This is a genomic window from Corynebacterium macginleyi (genome assembly GCF_003688935.1).
GTDB lineage: Bacteria > Actinomycetota > Actinomycetes > Mycobacteriales > Mycobacteriaceae > Corynebacterium > Corynebacterium macginleyi.
The window spans coordinates 1-14515 of the sequence record NZ_REGE01000013.1; the positions used below are offsets into that span (position 1 = coordinate 1).

Below are 14515 nucleotides of genomic sequence, written 5' to 3' on the forward strand. Positions count from 1 at the left end.
TGTGCCAGACCGTGACTTCATCGAGGACGGCATCAGTGACCGCGGACATTGTTTCATGAGAGATATCTACCCGCATCGCTGTTGCCATATGATGCTGGATATCCCGAATGGTCATTCCGCCGGCATATAAGCTGACAATCATGTCGTCAACATCTGTCAGCCGCCTTAAGCCTTTGGGCACCATAGTAGGGGGAAAACGTGCCGTTTCTATCTCGTGGAACATCAATGCTTACTGGCCCAAAGTGAGAATCTACGGTTTTCGGATACGTCCCATTGCGGTAGTTATCTTCTTCCAACAGTAGCTTTAGCTGGGCTATCACCGGATGCATAGCCCAGGTGGGTATCCATTTCCGCGTTCAGACCGCGGGTAATTGAAGCTTGCAACATACCGCGAACCAAATCATTGGCATCCGTGGTGGACGTGCCTAGCTCGTCAATAAGTTTCGCCATCTCAGGGTTAGCAAGAAGCTTCTTTTCAATCGCATCAAATTGTGGCCTTATCAGCCGGGTCTCGTCGTGCCACACTAGTCATTCTGGCTTATCTCCTTATGTAGATTGGGAACCTACACACAAACCATTAGACACTCTCTTCCCCCACGTTGCCAGCTACCTGGAAGAAGCCCTCGACGAGCTCTTAGCTTTTACCAACGCCCCGAAATCCGTCTGGAAGAAAGTCTGGTCGAATACCCCTACTGAACGGCTCAATCGTGAAATCCGCAGGCGTACGGATGTTGTAGGCATCTTCCCCAATCGTGACGCTGTCGTGCGCCTTGTTGGTGCTGTCCTAGCAGAACAACACGATGACTGGATCCAGCAAAACCGCTACATGTCACTAACCAGCCTGGAACAGACCAAAGCATTGATTACCGCCAACGTCATAGACGCTGACACCACCAAGGAGGTCGCATGAACCAGTTAAAGCACCGAGCACGTGCTGGCCCCTGACACCATCACACTGCATGCTCTATCGAAAGGTAAAAACACCACTCAAACGGACTTGACCCGCAGCGCCCAATTGCTCATGTAGCGAAAGAAATTGGTGTCGCACCTGGTCTTTTAGGCCGATGGGTGAAAAATGAGCGTGAACGCCTAAGGATCCTCCGATGGGCTAAGCCAGGCGGATCTTCGTGCTGAAAATGCTCGTCTGCGCTGTGAGTTGGCAGAAGCCAAGATGGATAATGAGTTTTTGTCACAAGCGACAGCCTTTTTCGCCGCACAGCAACGCGAGAAGAAAAGTTCGAATTGATGTGGCCAGAGCAAGGCTAACTACAGTATCAAGCGCATGGCACGCCTTGTGAAGGTGTCCCGGTCTGGATACTACACATGGTTTCATATGCAGCAGCAACGCTTATCCGGAAAAGATGATCGGACATCTTTTTATGATGATGTTGATCGCAAGATTCACCAGATCTGAAAAAGACTCCGACGAGGTCTATGGTGCCCCGCGGATCACCGCAGAACTTACCGAGCGCTACCAGATCAGTGTGAATCGCAAGACTGTGGCTAAGCGGATGCGTCTGATGGGCATTGAAGGAATTTCACCGCGTGCTTTTGTGCCGGTGACAACAATCCAAGCCAAGCGTAAATCTGCTCTTGATGACCTGGTCAAGCGCATGTGTGATGCTGGTGAGCTCAACCGAGTATGGATGTCGGATATTACCTACCTGCGCACCGGTGAAGGCTGGTTGTACTTGTGTGCAGTCCGCGACGGTCATTCCCGCAGGGTACTGGGCCAGGCTATGGATAGCGTTCAAGATACATTCCTGGTTGAGCGGGCCCTACGGATGGCACATACACTTCCGTGGTGACGTTGTTGACGGGCTGGTGTTTCACGCTGACCGGGGGACGCAATTTACCAGCGAGCAGCTCTGGGAGGTGTGCCGCAACCTGGACATCGCTCAATCCGTGGGGCGTACCGGAGTGTGCTTCGATAACGCGATGGCCGAATCGTTCTGGTCGACGCTTAAGACTTAAGTTCTACGACCGGAAGCGCTGGCCAACCCGTGATGCCGCACGCAAGGCTGTGGCTTACTGGATTGAGGTGGTCTACAACCGTCGGCGTCGGCATTCCTCACTGGGGATGGTAAGCCCCGTCGACTTCGAGAACCACACCAGCCTAACCACCAGCAGAAAAGAAATAGCTGCCTAACCACTAGGTAGCTCCACTACGTGTCCACGATTTGCGGGCAACCCCAGATCGTTGGCTCACATGGATACCTGCAACTAGGAGTGGATTTCTATGGCCTGAGCTGAAAGCTCTACAACGTGTTCAGCGTCAGGATGCTGAGACAACAATTCAAGATACTCCTTTAGCTTTTCGTGATCTCCACTTGGATTCCGATTCCAAAATGTAACTAAAGCTTCTGCTGCTAGGTCAATTGAATGGGGTAGGTCAACTAAGGCAAGAACGTAGTTCTCCGCTAGTGCTTGCACTTTATCAAATTCAGTGTTTAATGGAAGGACACGCACGATTTGTTGGATGAACTCACTTACACGTAACGCATTTTCCTGTTTCCATTCGTATAGTTCGCTTCCCCATTCCGCAGCCGAGAACCTATCAAAAGTGCGGATGGCTGCGTCGAAGTCCCCCCGTTCGAGCGCGTCTATTGCGCTCTCAAAATCAGAATTATTCATAAGCACTGTCCTCCAATCTTGTTGCTCCAACCGTCGCTGATTTGACCGCCATTTCTATTATAGGTTACGGTTATCGTTCGTCCCCTGATAAGATCATCCAGCTTTCCGTGCCTGTGAACCATGATCACTGTGGTGCCATTAAGTCGTAGCACGCCTTAGCATATCCGCAATCTATTCCTTAGATTTAGCCCCGATCTTGCTCCAGCAATGTTTCGGGGCCATGATGTGTCCCCATTTGTTGGCGTTTTGTCGCAAAAGAAAAAATTTTGCCGCCTTCTTGACCTGAGCCTTACTGAATTGGTTGATAACCGCACGAAGCCCAATTCGAGGTAAAATTCCTAGCACGATTATTGCGGGAATCGCTTGCGTTGTCGCTGTCTCGCTGTTGACTAAAACAGATTGACCTGTCGTTCGTCCAGTTAGTGCGGCAGTGAAATTGTCGGAGGACTCTCCGGTCACAGCAAAATTATCGACGTCATAGACCTCAGAAATCTTCTCGCGGGCCCGACCTCCGAAAATGTGGACACATCGGGGGCTATAAGATTGCACCAGGAGTGCCGCCGGCGCGTGTTGTAGCGCATGCACCACCGGAAGACGTCCTGCCGGCAGGTCATCGGATCGTCAAAGATCTTCTTATCACGCAAGACTTCCCGCTTTAAGGTGGCGTTAAAGGATTCTGCTAGGGCGTTATCCGCACTCGTTCCTACCGCTGTCATGGACTGGCGCACACCCAACGACGAGCAATAGTTCCTAAACGTTTGTGAGGTGTACACACTGCCGTGATCGTCAATGTTAAATGGCCCCGTCAAGGCTGCCACGCACACCATGTGCGTGAGCTAAAGCATCGATGACCAGTGAGACCCGCATGTGGTCTGCGAATGCCATATCCTGTACGTGTACGCGAGTGAAGTGTCAATGACTGTGGCCACATACATGTTTTTGCCTCCCTTGCACGGCAGGTAGATACATGTCGCCGACATAGACACGGTTCGGTGCGCTGGCTGTGAATTTACGGCCTAGCAAATCCGGCATGACGCGGTGGCCAGGCTGACGCCTGGTAGTGATGCATCGGCGGCGCTTGGTAAAGCCCTTCAGGCCCATGGCTTTTGATAATTCGTGCAACTTTCTTGTGGTTGACCGGGGTAAACGCCGTGTCCTCCTTAAGGCTCGCAGCGATCCGTTTGAGCATCGTTAAAGACCAAGCTCATCATCAAAGATGGTTGTGATTCTTGCACCAATAACGGCATCGCGTGTGAACTGTTCTCAGTACCTTGACATGGTGGTAGATTACCAATCTTGCTAACTCGACTGGGCTGGATATCAGGTGTCCACCACATGGGGGTCGGGTCCTTTCGAATACGCCCGCTATGCGCACTAATGTTGAGCAATGGATTTGCTGTCCACCACGAAATCTCATCTAATCCCCTAGGAGAACACATGACGCACCGCTCGGACGCAGAGGTTGATACGGCGAAGAAGCCGGCATCGTCAGGCACCGGTGTGCCCCAGGCCGGCAACCAGGAGGCACGCCAGGCGGACTTGCGGCGGTGGAAGGCGATTGCGTTGTCGCTGCTACTGCTGGCGGCAGTGATCTTTTTGGGGTGCTCGTGGTGGCAGGCATCGGAAAGCGGGGCGCCGGTGTGGGTGGGCTACGTGCGTGCAGCGGCCGAAGCCGGCATGGTCGGTGGCCTGGCGGACTGGTTTGCGGTGACCGCACTCTTCCGTAGGCCGATGGGCTTGCCTATTCCGCACACGGCGCTGATTCCAAATAACAAGGACCGCGTGGGCGATGCGCTGAAAGACTTCGTGGAGGAGAACTTTCTTACCGCGGATGCGCTAAGCGCCAAGGTACGGGATGCGGAGCTGCCGCTGTGGCTGGCGCGCCAGGGGGCAGAACCCGGCAAGGCGGAGGAAGTCTCCGAATGGATTGGTCAGCGCGCCGCCAGCGTGGTCGAGGACCTTGACCCGGCTGAGGCGGAGCATCTCATCCGCACCCAGGTCATGGACCGCTTGGCGGAGCCGGAGTGGGGGCCGCCGTTGGGTCGGTTGCTGGAGGGCTATATTGCGGATGGCAAGGCGCGCCCGCTGGAGGATGACCTCATTGAGTGGGCGCACAAGGAGATTCTTGGCATGGAATCGACGGTAGTAACAGCAATCGATGAGCGCATGCCTGGGTGGGCGCCGCGCTTTGCGCGTGAGATGGTGGGGGACAAGGTCTATAGCGAGCTTGTTCATTTCGCCGAGGAAGTCCGTCGCGATGGCAACCACGAGGCCCGCCTGGCCATCCGCCGCAACCTATCCAAGCTGGCTGCGGATCTACAGTGGGATGCGGATATGCGCGAGCGCATTGAGAACATCAAGCAAGAGATGCTTGCTTCTGATCAAATGCAGCAGGCACCTGCGGCGATGTGGCGCACGGTGTCCACCGCGCTGATTGAACAGTTCAATGACCCGGAGTCTTTCCTGCGGCAAAAGATGACGGCTAAGGTGAAGGAATTAGCGCACCGTTTGCTGGAGGATTCCGAGTTCTTGGCCCAGGCCAATGAACTCGTAGACAAGGCCGCACGCTACGCGGTGGAGAAGTTCGCCCCGGAGGTTATCGCGATTATCCCGGAGACCATCAAGCGTTGGGATGCGCAGGAAGCCTCCCAGAATATCGAGCTGATGGTGGGCAAAGATCTGCAATTTATTCGCCTTAACGGCACGATCGTCGGTTCCCTGGCAGGATTGGTTATATATGCTGTCAATCATCTCATTTTCGGTGCCTAATGCGCCGTAATAAAAGCATCACACGGAGGGTCCTATGACTGAGAAGAAGAAGCTTTTTGATTCCCTGAAGGAAGCTGGCGCGTCCGCACTCAACACCGCTAAGGACTTCGGCGGACGCTTGCAGGAAGAGCGGGATAACCAGGGGTTGCAGGGCGCACGTGCACAGGGCGCGGATGCGCAGGCTTCCCAGGGGGACAATGACGGCATGCTGGATAAGGCCACCAACACCGCTAAGCGGTGGGGTGCGTCCATTAAGAAGGCGGCGGAAGAAACCCGCGAGTCGGAGGCTTTCTCTGAGACGAAGGACAAGTTTGCGGATGCCTACCGGAAAACCCGCGGGGGCGTCAAGGATGCGTATGACTACGCCCAAAAGCGCATGAATGAGAAGAACAACGCGCCCCAGAATGGTAATTCCGCTGCTGCGGACAAGGACGATAATATTATCGATGGCGAAGTTATCGATACCGACGAAACCACGAATTAATCTGCATGTACGTATTACTTGATATTGCCTTTAAGTTTCCCATCTACTTATTCCAGGCCCTGACCATCGCTGCCATCATCGGGGCGGTACTCGCGGCATCTACGCGCGAGGACGCATTTCGGGCCGGCGACCGCAAGGGTAAATGGGTATGGGTAGGTCTGCTTGCGGGATCGGCGGTTGCGATGGCTACCGGCCTGCAGTTTCTGGCATGGATTGGCACGGTCATTACCGGCGTCTACTGGTTTGACGTGCGACCGCAGCTCAAGGCCATTATCAACGGCGACTACAGCTACTAAACATGAAAAATCTTTTGCACGCTGCAGCCGCTGAGGTCAGGGAGCAGGCCGCCGGGCAGCATGTTGTGGTCTCGCCGCACCACGTGACGGTGGCAGCAGCAGCTGAACCGACGGGGATCATTGCCGTGGCGGGCTATCCCACCGGCCGGCACCACTCGCTCATCAAGGCCTCTGAGGCCCGCTTGGCCATCCAATCCGGCGCGGACGAGGTGTGGGTCAGCGTTGACGCCACGCTTGTCGATGGCTCCCCTATCCTCTCCGAGCTCATAACTATCCGCGAGGCCTGCCCAGAACCGGCTCGCGTAGGCCTCATCCTGCCAGAAACGGAACCAGCACGGACCCTCGCGGAAACCGCCGCCGCTCAGGCTGGTTTTCAAAGGCTCGTCATAGAAAAAGGCAGCGAGCTAAAAAGCTCGCTGCCGATCGTAGAATTTCCCACTGCCTAAGTTGGCTCAGTCTAAGTCGGCTCAGCCTAGGATAGTTCCGTCCCTAGGCCGTCGTTTCTAGGCGTCTTTCTTCTGCTCGTTGCTGTCGCCCGAGAAGTGTTCCAAATCATTCACCGGGACATCGGTGCCGGTGACGGTCAGCGTGAGCTGGCCATCGCCCACGTCCACGGATTCGACCTGCATGTGATGGGCAACGAGTTGTTTAGACAGGCCGTCCTGTAGGGCATCAGAAATGGCGCTGGTGGCTTGCTCGGGCAGCGAGAGGCCAAAGATGGCAGCCTTGGTGGTAGTGATCTCCAGCTTGCCGTCATGGGCGCTGGGTTTGAGCGACAGGCTGGCCACGCCGCCGCCGAATTTCACTTCCAGCTCGTCGCCTTGGTCATTTGCGGTGATTTCAGTGACCACCATATTCCCGATGATTTCACTGCCGGATTGGTCTGCGATTCCTTTTTGGAAGCTGGCCAGCAGGTACTCATCCGGAACGGTGGTGGTAGCGCGGAGGAAGCCGGCCACGGGGTTACTCGAATCTGTGGACAGATCTTTTGCGTGAATTTCAGCGGCGGGTTGTCCCTTGATGTGGGAGCCTTCGATCTGCAGCGTCGATGGCGTTGTCATATCCACCTGGGAAATCGAGCCCCGTAGCAGTCCAAAAAGCAAGGGACTACCGCCGAAGCTTATCGAGGGATCCTCCGTGACCGCGATGCCTTGTTCTTTGGCGCTATTTTTAAACTCTTCGGTCATTTGATGACCGATGAACCAGCGCAGGCCAAACTCGGCGATGAGGATGATAACAAGCAGCGCTACGAGGACGCCTAAGACAATTTTCCAAGCGAGCGATCCGCCCGATTTCTTTCCAGCCATGACTACCAGTGTGGCGCATGAGGCGGCCGGTGGCAACGTGTGCTGGATATTAGCGGGGTGCGATGCTCGCCCAGCTCACAGTGAGCGTATTATCGCGCAGCCGGCGGCGGGGAGGCTGGAGGTTAAAGGGGGCACCAGCAAGCAAGGCCTGTGCCATGCGCCACCGCACCCGCGGGCCATGCGGCGCCCATCCAGCAGCGCGATCCCACGCCCTATCTGCGGCCTGCAGGAGCTCGTGGATGGGCTCGCCGGGGACATTGCGGTGGATGAGCACCTTGGGCAGGCGCTCGGCCACATCGGAGGGGCGAGCCACGTCGAAGGGATCCCACGCGAGCGTCAATGTTTTCGGGCCATGCTGATCGAGCAGGATCCACGCCGCGCGACGGCCCAGCTCATCGCAGGTGCCCTCGACGAAGAAACCGCCGGGGGCCAGGTGCGAGCACACGGTGCGCCAGGCCTTAGCAACCTGGTCTACGTCGTACTGACGCAAGACATTAAAGGCGCGCACCACCTGGGGCCGATATCCCGCGAGCTCAAATCCGCCCAGTTCAAAGCGCACGCCATCGCGCGGCGGCAGCACCCGGTCCGGGTGTATTTCCAGCCCGCGCACATCCACGCGCGGATTGATGCGCCGCAGCCATCGCGCCCACTCCACCGTGGTGGTATGGGAAGCGCCATAGCCCACGTCGAGGGCGAGCGGGGTGGGCACGTGGCGCAGCAGCGCTGAAATCTCCGGGTGGGCCACCATCCACCTATCGCAGCGCCGCAGGCGGTTGTAGTTGGTGGTGCCACGGGTAATAACGCCAAAAGGCCGACCCGCTGCTGCGCTGGCGCGCAGGTTATGAGCGTGGTCGGCCATATGGGTGTGAGGGCGATTCTGAGGTCGGAGTGCTCTAGGCGTTTTCAGAGATCCACTGTTCGGTCAGCTTGCCCTCGTTATCAAAGAGCTCGGCGAGGGATTCGCCCACCTTTGGCTCGATGGCCGCGCCCATCATCGGGATCTTGACGGAGATCTCATTGGTGTAGGTCAGTGTGGTCGTCTCACCCTCGCCGGCCAGGGAAATATCCCCCTTGAAGTCGACCGGGGTGCCCTTGACGTCTGCGGTGTAGTTGACGTCAGCGGCCTGGCCGTTGAGCTCACCCACGGTGACCACGCGCTTGACCTTGAGGTCCTGCGAGACCATGGCGCGCACGGCTTCCGGCAAGAGGCTTGTCGGCAGGACTTCGTAGAGTGTTGCTACGTTATCGGAGAAATCGTGGACCTCGCCTGCCTCTGGAGAGAGATTTTCTACAATGTACTCCCAGTACTCCTGGGTCAGCAGCGCCTTGTGAACCATGTCGATGGGCTGATTGATGGTTACGGTGTTTTCACTACGAGTTGACATGCTCAACAGACTACCTTGGTATACGTGCTTGATAAATTTTTTACGCAACAACTCACAGCAATCGACGGCGTTGACGTGGATCCCACGGCGAGCTTTGCTGATCTCACCACCTTGCGCGTGGGGGGAAAGCCACGGGTAACGTTGCGTTGTTCGCTGCCTGGATCAGCGGTTGCTGCATTGCGGTACCTCGAGAAAGAAAGTATTCCTTTCATTGTGGTCGGCGGCGGTTCCAATCTGCTGGTCGCAGATGGTGAGGTCGACGTGGTTGCCGTTGTTCTCGACTTTGCCGCAGTGGATATGGATACCGAAACTGGCCTCGTGCGCGCCCAAGCCGGTGCGGTATGGGATGAGGTCGTAGAAGAATCCGTGGGGAAGTCCTTGGGCGGTATCGAGTGCCTTTCCGGAATCCCTGGCTCGGTGGGCGCCGTGCCCGTGCAAAACGTGGGTGCCTATGGTGCCGAAATCGCTGAGGTTTTGACCCGCGTGCGCCTGTATAACCTGCGTACAGATACCGATGAGTGGGTTCCGGTATCCGATCTTGATTTGGCCTACCGCTATTCCAACCTGAAATTTACCGGTCGCGCGGTGGTGCTTGAGGTCGAACTGCAATTGACTCCGGATGGGATGTCTCGACCCTTGCGTTTTGGCCAACTTACTGATAATCCCGGCGAGCGCCGACCCGTCGCGCAGGTGCGCGAAGAGGTCCTCGCGCTGCGCCGCGGTAAGGGCATGGTGCTCGATGCTGCCGACCACGACACGTGGTCCGCCGGGTCCTTTTTTACCAACCCCGTGGTTGAATCCAGCGTTGCTGATGTCATCCAGGACAGGGTGCGTGCCACGCTTGGTGATGCCCCCGCCGACCGCATGCCCCGCCACGCCGCCGCTGCTCCAGCGCAGGGTGAGTCGTCTTCTTACGAGAAGCTTTCGGCCGCCTGGCTTATCGATAATGCCGGTTTTACAAAGGGCTACCCTGGCTCCGGTCCGGCAACGCTATCGACCAAGCACACCCTGGCATTGACCAACCGTGGCACCGCTACCGCCGCAGATATCGTCGCGCTGGCTCGTATTATCCGCGATGGTGTTCGCGAGGCCTTCGGTGTTGAGCTTGTGCCCGAGCCGGTGTGGGTGGGCGTATCTTTGGACGAGGATTAGGCCGCGCCTCTCGGCGTGAGCGCCATAAAGTCGCCCTTGTGCGCCGCCCGGCGCAATGCCAGGCACTATGGACGGCGCATTCTTAGGCGGCCATGACCTTGAGCCAGACCGCCTTGGCGTCCAAGAACTTGCGAGTCGCATCTTGGGCACCCTGCAAGCTGTGGTGAGCGCCCCAACCGCACTGCTTTTCGTTGGCGGCGGGAACCTCGGTGGCAGTGAGGATATCGTTGAGCGCACCCTCGACGGCGTGCAGCAATTCATCCTGCTCCATGCCATTGGTGATGGCGTAGAAGCCCGTGCGGCAACCCATAGGGGCAAAGCCGATGAGCTTATCGGTGTAGTTGCGCATAAAGTTGGCCATCATGTGTTCTACGGAGTGCAGCGTTTCGGTGTCTAAGTGCTCCTTATTAGGCTGGCAGAAGCGTAGGTCATACTTGATAATTTCCACGCCGCCGCCCAAATCGGTGCGGTCAGCCACGCGGATATAAGGCGCGCTAACGAGGCGGTGATCGAGCTCGAAGGACTTGACGTTAATTTTCTCTTCGGTTTGTTCAGTCATACTCCTCAGCCTAATCGCGGCGGGTGTTACTTCACAGAATAGATTCTTCAACCGAATGCGTGCCGCGAATTAGCGGGATACATCCGCCAGCAAGATTTCTCGCACCTCGTGGCGGCGGAGCTTGCCCAATTGGTCGGTAGGTAATTCTTTGCGTATCACAAAATGGCGCGGGACCTTATAGCGAGCTAAGAGGCCGCGGCAGTGCTCGCGCAGCGCTGTCGCGTCGAAGGTCGTGCCGGGGTGGAGCACCAGGCAGGCGGCGACGTCTTCGGAACCATCGGCGCGCGGCACGCCCGCCACCGCGGCTTGGCTCACCATCGGGTGGCTCAACAATGCGTGTTCCACTTCGCTGGGGTAGACGTTAAACCCACCGGTGATAATGACTTCTTTAATCCTGCCCACCAGCCGAAAATGGCCATCGGCCTCGCGCACACCCAGATCGCCGGTGCGCAGCCAATCGCCGTGGAAAGCCTCCCGGGTGGCGGTGGGATTATCGAGGTAGCCCGCAAAAACCTGGGGTCCGCGGGCGAGGATTTCGCCGGGCGTGCCATCGGGGAGGCTGCGGTCTAGGTCAGTGGGATCCCCAATGCGCAATTCGGTATTGCTCAGTGGTTTGCCGATGGTCCCCACGCGCCGCTCTTCATTGAGCGGGTTAATGGTCAGCACGGGGGACGCCTCGGTGAGTCCGTAGCCCTCGACGAGCATGCCACCGGTTCGGTCTTGCCAGGGCTCGATGATGCGTGCAGGCAGCGATGCTGCCCCGGAAATGGCGTAGCGCACCCCACCTAAGTCCGCGGTTTGCTCGGCGGCTGGTTTAGCAGTGGCTCCGGCCTCAGATCCAGTTGCCGGTTCGCTCATTGCGCGCTCATAAATGGTTGGGACACCCGGCATCCATGTCGGGCGGTGCTGTGTCAAGGCGCTGACGACGGCCGCGGGGCGGGGGGAAGGTAGCAGGATGATTTCGGCGGCGCAGCGCACGGCGAGCAAGACACTCATGGTCAATCCATAGGAATGGAACATCGGGAGCGTGGCGAGGAAGCGCTCGTGTCCGGGGCGCAGATCGGCCTGGGCTTCCAATTGCAGGCAGTTGGCGGCGAGGTTGCGGTGCGTGAGTACCACCCCCTTGGGCTGGCCTGTGGTGCCGGAGGTGTAGAGAATAAGGGCGGCATCGGCAAGCATGGCCTGGCGGTGGGGCACTGGGGCTCCGGAAAGGGGAAGGGGGACCGCCAAGGACACGGGGATTACCGTGCTGGCCAAGCCGTTGACCACGGCGGTGACCTGATCCCAGACCAGGGCGATGCGGGCGCCGTGGTGGGCAAAGAGCGGGGCCAGTTCGTGAGCGGTGTAGTGCGGGTTATGTTCGACGACGACTGCGCCCAGACGCAGTACTGCAAAAAACGCAATGACATGCTGCGGGCAGTTGGGCAAGACCAGCGCTACACGGTCGCCGGGGCGGATTCCCATTTCCTGCAGGCCGCCGGCGGCAGCGGCGATGCGGGTATCAAGCTCCTTGTAGCTCAGGGTCTCGCCCTCGAAAAAGGTGGCGGGACGGTGGGGAAAGTTGGCTACTGCGGTGGCGAGGAAATCCGTCAGCGTGGCGTCGTATTCGTGGTCTGACATGGTGGTTAATATTAAGCCTTCTGCTTTATGAGGTCGAGCAGATCCTCCTGCACCATGCGGCGGCGGACCTTGCCCAACTGGTCCGAGGCTAGCTCCTTAAAGTGGTAGAAGGTGCGCGGGACCTTGTAGCGGGTCAGGCGCTGGCGGCAGAAGGACTTGAGGCCGTCTGGGTCCAGCACTGCGCCATCGCGCAGGACGACGCAGGCAACGACATCCTCGGAGCCATCCTTGCGCGGACGGCCCACCACCGCGACGTCTTTGACGTCTGGGTGCTTGCGCACTACTTCTTCGACCTCTGCTGGGTACACGTTAAATCCGCCGGTGATAATGATTTCCTTGATGCGGCTAACCAGCCGGACCCAGCCGTCTTCGTCCATGATGGCCATATCGCCGGTGCGGAACCACCCATTGTGGAAGCACTCCTCGGTGGCTTTCTCGTTATTGAAATAGCCTTGGAAGACCTGCGGTCCGCGGGCCAGCATCTCGCCCGGCTCGCCATCCGGCTGGGTTTCATCGAGGTTATCTGGGTTGCCAATGCGCACCTCGACATCGGGAAAGGGCAGGCCTATATATCCGGGGCGGCGGTTGCCGTTCATGGGGTTGCCAACGAGGACCGGGGAGGTCTCCGTCATGCCAAAGCCCTCGACAAGGCGGCCGCCGGTCATAAATTCCCAGCGCTCCATGACATCAACCGGCAGGGTAGCGGCGCCGGAAAAGGCATTGCTTATCCCGGCGAGATCCACCCCCTTTTCCTCGGCGGCGTCCATGATTTTCTCGTATAGCGTGGGTACGCCTGGTAGCCAGGTGGGGGTGTGCTTCTTGATGGTGTCTATGATGAGCGGCATGTGCGGGGAAGGGACCAGGATGAGCTCGGCGCCGAAGTAGATGCTGAGTACGCAGAGCGTGGTCATGCCGTAGGCATGAAAGAGTGGTAAGGCGGCGAGGAAGCGCTGTTCGCCGGCGTCCATATTTGTCAGCCAGGCTTCGCCCTGTACGCAGTTGGCAATGAGGTTGCCGTGCGAAAGCAGCGCGCCCTTGGGTTTGCCGGTGGTGCCGGAGGTATAGAGGATGAGCGCGATATCTTTCTGTGTGACCTGGGCAATCTCGAGGTCCTTGCCGTCACCGCCGATGGCGGAGCCGATCAGGGTGGACCAGGCCACGGTGTTAGGAGCCGCTCCGGTCAGCTGCTCGCGTTTGGCGGCCAGCGGGGGCAGGGGAATCCGGAGCGCGAGGCGCTTGAGCGGCGGCATTGCATCGATCATATTGACGGACACGATGGTCTCTAGCGGGGTGGTGGCGCGAATTTTCTCCAAGGTGGGCGCGGTTTTATCCCAGGCGATGACCACGCGCGCGCCGTGATCCTGGAAAAGCCCCTCGAGCTCGTGGGCGGTGTAGAGCGGGTTGTGTTCTACTGCGGTGGCGCCGAGCAGCTGGATGGCATAAAACGCCACCACGTGTTGGGGGCAGTTGGGCATGACGATGGCGACCCGATCACCAGGACGGATGCCAAAGGCCTTAAGTCCTGCGGCAGCGGCGCGCACCTGTGCGTCTAATTCCGCGTAGTTTTGCGTATTGCCAAAGAAGTAGGTAGCGGATTTATTCGCATTGATGCGGAGGTTATTGACGTAGTAGTCAACGATGGTTTTATCGCCGTAATCAAGCGTGGCGGGGGTCCAGTCGCTGTAGTGCTTAATCCAGGCCCGGGATTCATATGCAGACACACTCTTCCCTTTCGTTTGGTGAACAAAAATAATATTAGGGGAGAGTATATCCGGAACGTGCGGAACTCCTCTAGTTTTCTTCGAGTGCCAGCAAAAAACGCTTGATGTCCAGACCTCCGGCATAGCCGCCGAGCGATCCATCGCTGCGCAGTACGCGGTGGCAGGGCCGAATAATCGGCAGGGGATTGGCGCCGCAGGCGCTGCCAACCGCCCGGCTAGCAGTGGGGCGCCCTACGGCGGCCGCGAGTTCGCCATAGCTTGAGACCATGCCGTAGCCAATGGTGTCGAGCTGCGCGTGAATTTGGGCGCGAAACTCGGTTGTCGGCGCCGGGTTAAGCGGCAGTTCGAACTCACGGCGGCACCCGGCGAAATATTCCGCCAACTGCTCATGCGTCGCGTCTAAGATAGCTGCACTGCGCTTGTTGATGCCCCCATTTTCCGCGCTGGTGACCTCTCCGTGAACTTTGCTAGCTTCGGTGCAGCCCGCCCTGAGCACACCGAAATCGACGCGGGACAGCCCGTCTGCGTCCGCGGTGAGCAATAGGGGGCCGATGGGGGTATCGATGATGCGCAGCATGGTGGCGTGAA

Annotated in this window: 17 protein-coding genes and 2 pseudogenes; 8 read left to right on the forward strand and 11 right to left on the reverse strand. The window is 58.0% G+C overall.

Going from position 1 to position 14515, the window contains the following annotated elements:
• Nucleotides 1-532, reverse strand: a pseudogene (locus D9V82_RS08735) (transposase); the annotation flags it as partial.
• A 57-nt stretch (nucleotides 533-589) separates the two neighbouring features.
• Between D9V82_RS08735 and D9V82_RS08740 the strand changes: the two are divergent.
• The 3 genes and pseudogenes from D9V82_RS08740 to D9V82_RS12680 all read left to right on the forward strand — a co-directional run.
• A pseudogene (locus D9V82_RS08740) lies at nucleotides 590-910 on the forward strand (transposase); the annotation flags it as partial.
• A gap of 469 nt (nucleotides 911-1379) precedes the next feature.
• Nucleotides 1380-1808 carry an IS3 family transposase gene (locus D9V82_RS08750; RefSeq protein WP_167449766.1) on the forward strand — a complete coding sequence of 143 codons (429 nt, stop codon included), beginning with the start codon at nucleotides 1380-1382 and terminating at the stop codon, nucleotides 1806-1808.
• Complete coding sequence (locus tag D9V82_RS12680) at nucleotides 1805-2149, forward strand: integrase core domain-containing protein (protein ID WP_167449767.1); 345 nt, start codon at nucleotides 1805-1807, stop codon at nucleotides 2147-2149. The genes D9V82_RS08750 and D9V82_RS12680 overlap by 4 nt, the downstream gene beginning before the upstream one ends.
• 74 nt (nucleotides 2150-2223) lie before the next feature.
• Here the strand turns inward: D9V82_RS12680 and D9V82_RS08760 are convergent, their stop codons facing one another.
• The 3 genes from D9V82_RS08760 to D9V82_RS13110 form a co-directional block, all read right to left on the reverse strand.
• Complete coding sequence (locus tag D9V82_RS08760) at nucleotides 2224-2634, reverse strand: hypothetical protein (protein WP_121912020.1); 411 nt, start codon at nucleotides 2632-2634, stop codon at nucleotides 2224-2226.
• Nucleotides 2635-2805: 171 nt separating this feature from the next.
• Complete coding sequence (locus D9V82_RS12240; RefSeq protein ID WP_121912021.1) at nucleotides 2806-3093, reverse strand: hypothetical protein; 288 nt, start codon at nucleotides 3091-3093, stop codon at nucleotides 2806-2808.
• Nucleotides 3090-3452 (reverse strand): integrase core domain-containing protein, encoded by a 363-nt coding sequence (locus D9V82_RS13110; protein ID WP_167449768.1) that lies wholly within the window; start codon nucleotides 3450-3452, stop codon nucleotides 3090-3092. Before D9V82_RS13110 ends, D9V82_RS12240 begins: the two co-directional genes overlap by 4 nt.
• Nucleotides 3453-4071: 619 nt before the next feature.
• Here D9V82_RS13110 and D9V82_RS08775 point away from each other — a divergent pair.
• The 4 genes from D9V82_RS08775 to D9V82_RS08790 are packed head-to-tail and all read left to right on the forward strand — an operon-like array spanning nucleotide 4072 to nucleotide 6629.
• Nucleotides 4072-5403 carry a DUF445 domain-containing protein gene (locus tag D9V82_RS08775; RefSeq protein WP_121912023.1) on the forward strand — a complete coding sequence of 444 codons (1332 nt, stop codon included), beginning with the start codon at nucleotides 4072-4074 and terminating at the stop codon, nucleotides 5401-5403.
• Nucleotides 5404-5437: 34 nt separating this feature from the next.
• On the forward strand, nucleotides 5438-5887 hold the full coding sequence (locus tag D9V82_RS08780; protein ID WP_121912024.1) for a CGLAU_01105 family protein: 450 nt from the start codon (nucleotides 5438-5440) through the stop codon (nucleotides 5885-5887).
• Between the two features lie 5 nt (nucleotides 5888-5892).
• Nucleotides 5893-6183 (forward strand): DUF2516 family protein, encoded by a 291-nt coding sequence (locus tag D9V82_RS08785; RefSeq protein ID WP_121912025.1) that lies wholly within the window; start codon nucleotides 5893-5895, stop codon nucleotides 6181-6183.
• Nucleotides 6184-6185: 2 nt separating this feature from the next.
• Nucleotides 6186-6629: a deoxyribose-phosphate aldolase gene (locus D9V82_RS08790; protein WP_121912026.1), complete on the forward strand. Its 444-nt coding sequence runs from the start codon at nucleotides 6186-6188 to the stop codon at nucleotides 6627-6629.
• Between the two features lie 57 nt (nucleotides 6630-6686).
• On the opposite strand, the gene D9V82_RS08795 is transcribed toward D9V82_RS08790, so the two are convergent.
• Genes D9V82_RS08795 through D9V82_RS08805 form a run of 3 tightly spaced genes read right to left on the reverse strand, consistent with a single transcriptional unit; the run spans nucleotide 6687 to nucleotide 8875 of the window.
• A complete protein-coding gene (locus tag D9V82_RS08795; RefSeq protein ID WP_121912027.1) occupies nucleotides 6687-7490 on the reverse strand; it encodes an LmeA family phospholipid-binding protein in 804 nt (267 codons plus the stop codon).
• 49 nt (nucleotides 7491-7539) lie between these two features.
• Nucleotides 7540-8349: a class I SAM-dependent methyltransferase gene (locus D9V82_RS08800; protein WP_121912028.1), complete on the reverse strand. Its 810-nt coding sequence runs from the start codon at nucleotides 8347-8349 to the stop codon at nucleotides 7540-7542.
• Between the two features lie 34 nt (nucleotides 8350-8383).
• Nucleotides 8384-8875 (reverse strand): DUF2505 domain-containing protein, encoded by a 492-nt coding sequence (locus D9V82_RS08805; RefSeq protein WP_121912029.1) that lies wholly within the window; start codon nucleotides 8873-8875, stop codon nucleotides 8384-8386.
• Nucleotides 8876-8899: 24 nt separating this feature from the next.
• On the opposite strand from D9V82_RS08805, the gene D9V82_RS08810 reads away from it, so the two are divergent.
• Nucleotides 8900-10027, forward strand: coding sequence for a UDP-N-acetylmuramate dehydrogenase (locus D9V82_RS08810; RefSeq protein WP_121912030.1), 1128 nt, complete (start codon nucleotides 8900-8902; stop codon nucleotides 10025-10027).
• An 82-nt stretch (nucleotides 10028-10109) separates the two neighbouring features.
• Here the strand turns inward: D9V82_RS08810 and D9V82_RS08815 are convergent, their stop codons facing one another.
• The 4 genes from D9V82_RS08815 to D9V82_RS08830 form a co-directional block, all read right to left on the reverse strand.
• Nucleotides 10110-10586 (reverse strand): S-ribosylhomocysteine lyase, encoded by a 477-nt coding sequence (locus D9V82_RS08815; RefSeq protein ID WP_121912031.1) that lies wholly within the window; start codon nucleotides 10584-10586, stop codon nucleotides 10110-10112.
• Between the two features lie 69 nt (nucleotides 10587-10655).
• On the reverse strand, nucleotides 10656-12206 hold the full coding sequence (locus D9V82_RS08820; protein ID WP_121912032.1) for an AMP-binding protein: 1551 nt from the start codon (nucleotides 12204-12206) through the stop codon (nucleotides 10656-10658).
• An 11-nt stretch (nucleotides 12207-12217) separates the two neighbouring features.
• Nucleotides 12218-13957, reverse strand: coding sequence for a long-chain-fatty-acid--CoA ligase (locus D9V82_RS08825; protein WP_425267144.1), 1740 nt, complete (start codon nucleotides 13955-13957; stop codon nucleotides 12218-12220).
• 40 nt (nucleotides 13958-13997) lie between these two features.
• Entirely contained in the window at nucleotides 13998-14504 is a 507-nt protein-coding gene (locus tag D9V82_RS08830) for a methylated-DNA--[protein]-cysteine S-methyltransferase (RefSeq protein WP_121912034.1), read from the reverse strand.
• Between the last annotated feature and the right edge of the window lie 11 nt (nucleotides 14505-14515).

Excerpts from the sequence above, each read along its gene's own strand:
- D9V82_RS08805 (WP_121912029.1), bottom strand. The coding sequence starts at position 8,875 with ATGTCAACTCGTAGTGAAAACACCGTAACCATCAATCAGCCCATCGAC.
- D9V82_RS08790 (WP_121912026.1), top strand. The coding sequence starts at position 6,186 with ATGAAAAATCTTTTGCACGCTGCAGCCGCTGAGGTCAGGGAGCAGGCC.
- D9V82_RS08775 (WP_121912023.1), top strand. The coding sequence starts at position 4,072 with ATGACGCACCGCTCGGACGCAGAGGTTGATACGGCGAAGAAGCCGGCA.
- D9V82_RS08815 (WP_121912031.1), bottom strand. The coding sequence starts at position 10,586 with ATGACTGAACAAACCGAAGAGAAAATTAACGTCAAGTCCTTCGAGCTC.
- D9V82_RS08800 (WP_121912028.1), bottom strand. The coding sequence starts at position 8,349 with ATGGCCGACCACGCTCATAACCTGCGCGCCAGCGCAGCAGCGGGTCGG.
- D9V82_RS08750 (WP_167449766.1), top strand. The coding sequence starts at position 1,380 with ATGATGATGTTGATCGCAAGATTCACCAGATCTGAAAAAGACTCCGAC.
- D9V82_RS08760 (WP_121912020.1), bottom strand. The coding sequence starts at position 2,634 with ATGAATAATTCTGATTTTGAGAGCGCAATAGACGCGCTCGAACGGGGG.
- D9V82_RS08820 (WP_121912032.1), bottom strand. The coding sequence starts at position 12,206 with ATGTCAGACCACGAATACGACGCCACGCTGACGGATTTCCTCGCCACC.
- D9V82_RS08795 (WP_121912027.1), bottom strand. The coding sequence starts at position 7,490 with ATGGCTGGAAAGAAATCGGGCGGATCGCTCGCTTGGAAAATTGTCTTA.
- D9V82_RS08830 (WP_121912034.1), bottom strand. The coding sequence starts at position 14,504 with ATGCTGCGCATCATCGATACCCCCATCGGCCCCCTATTGCTCACCGCG.
- D9V82_RS08785 (WP_121912025.1), top strand. The coding sequence starts at position 5,893 with ATGTACGTATTACTTGATATTGCCTTTAAGTTTCCCATCTACTTATTC.
- D9V82_RS08780 (WP_121912024.1), top strand. The coding sequence starts at position 5,438 with ATGACTGAGAAGAAGAAGCTTTTTGATTCCCTGAAGGAAGCTGGCGCG.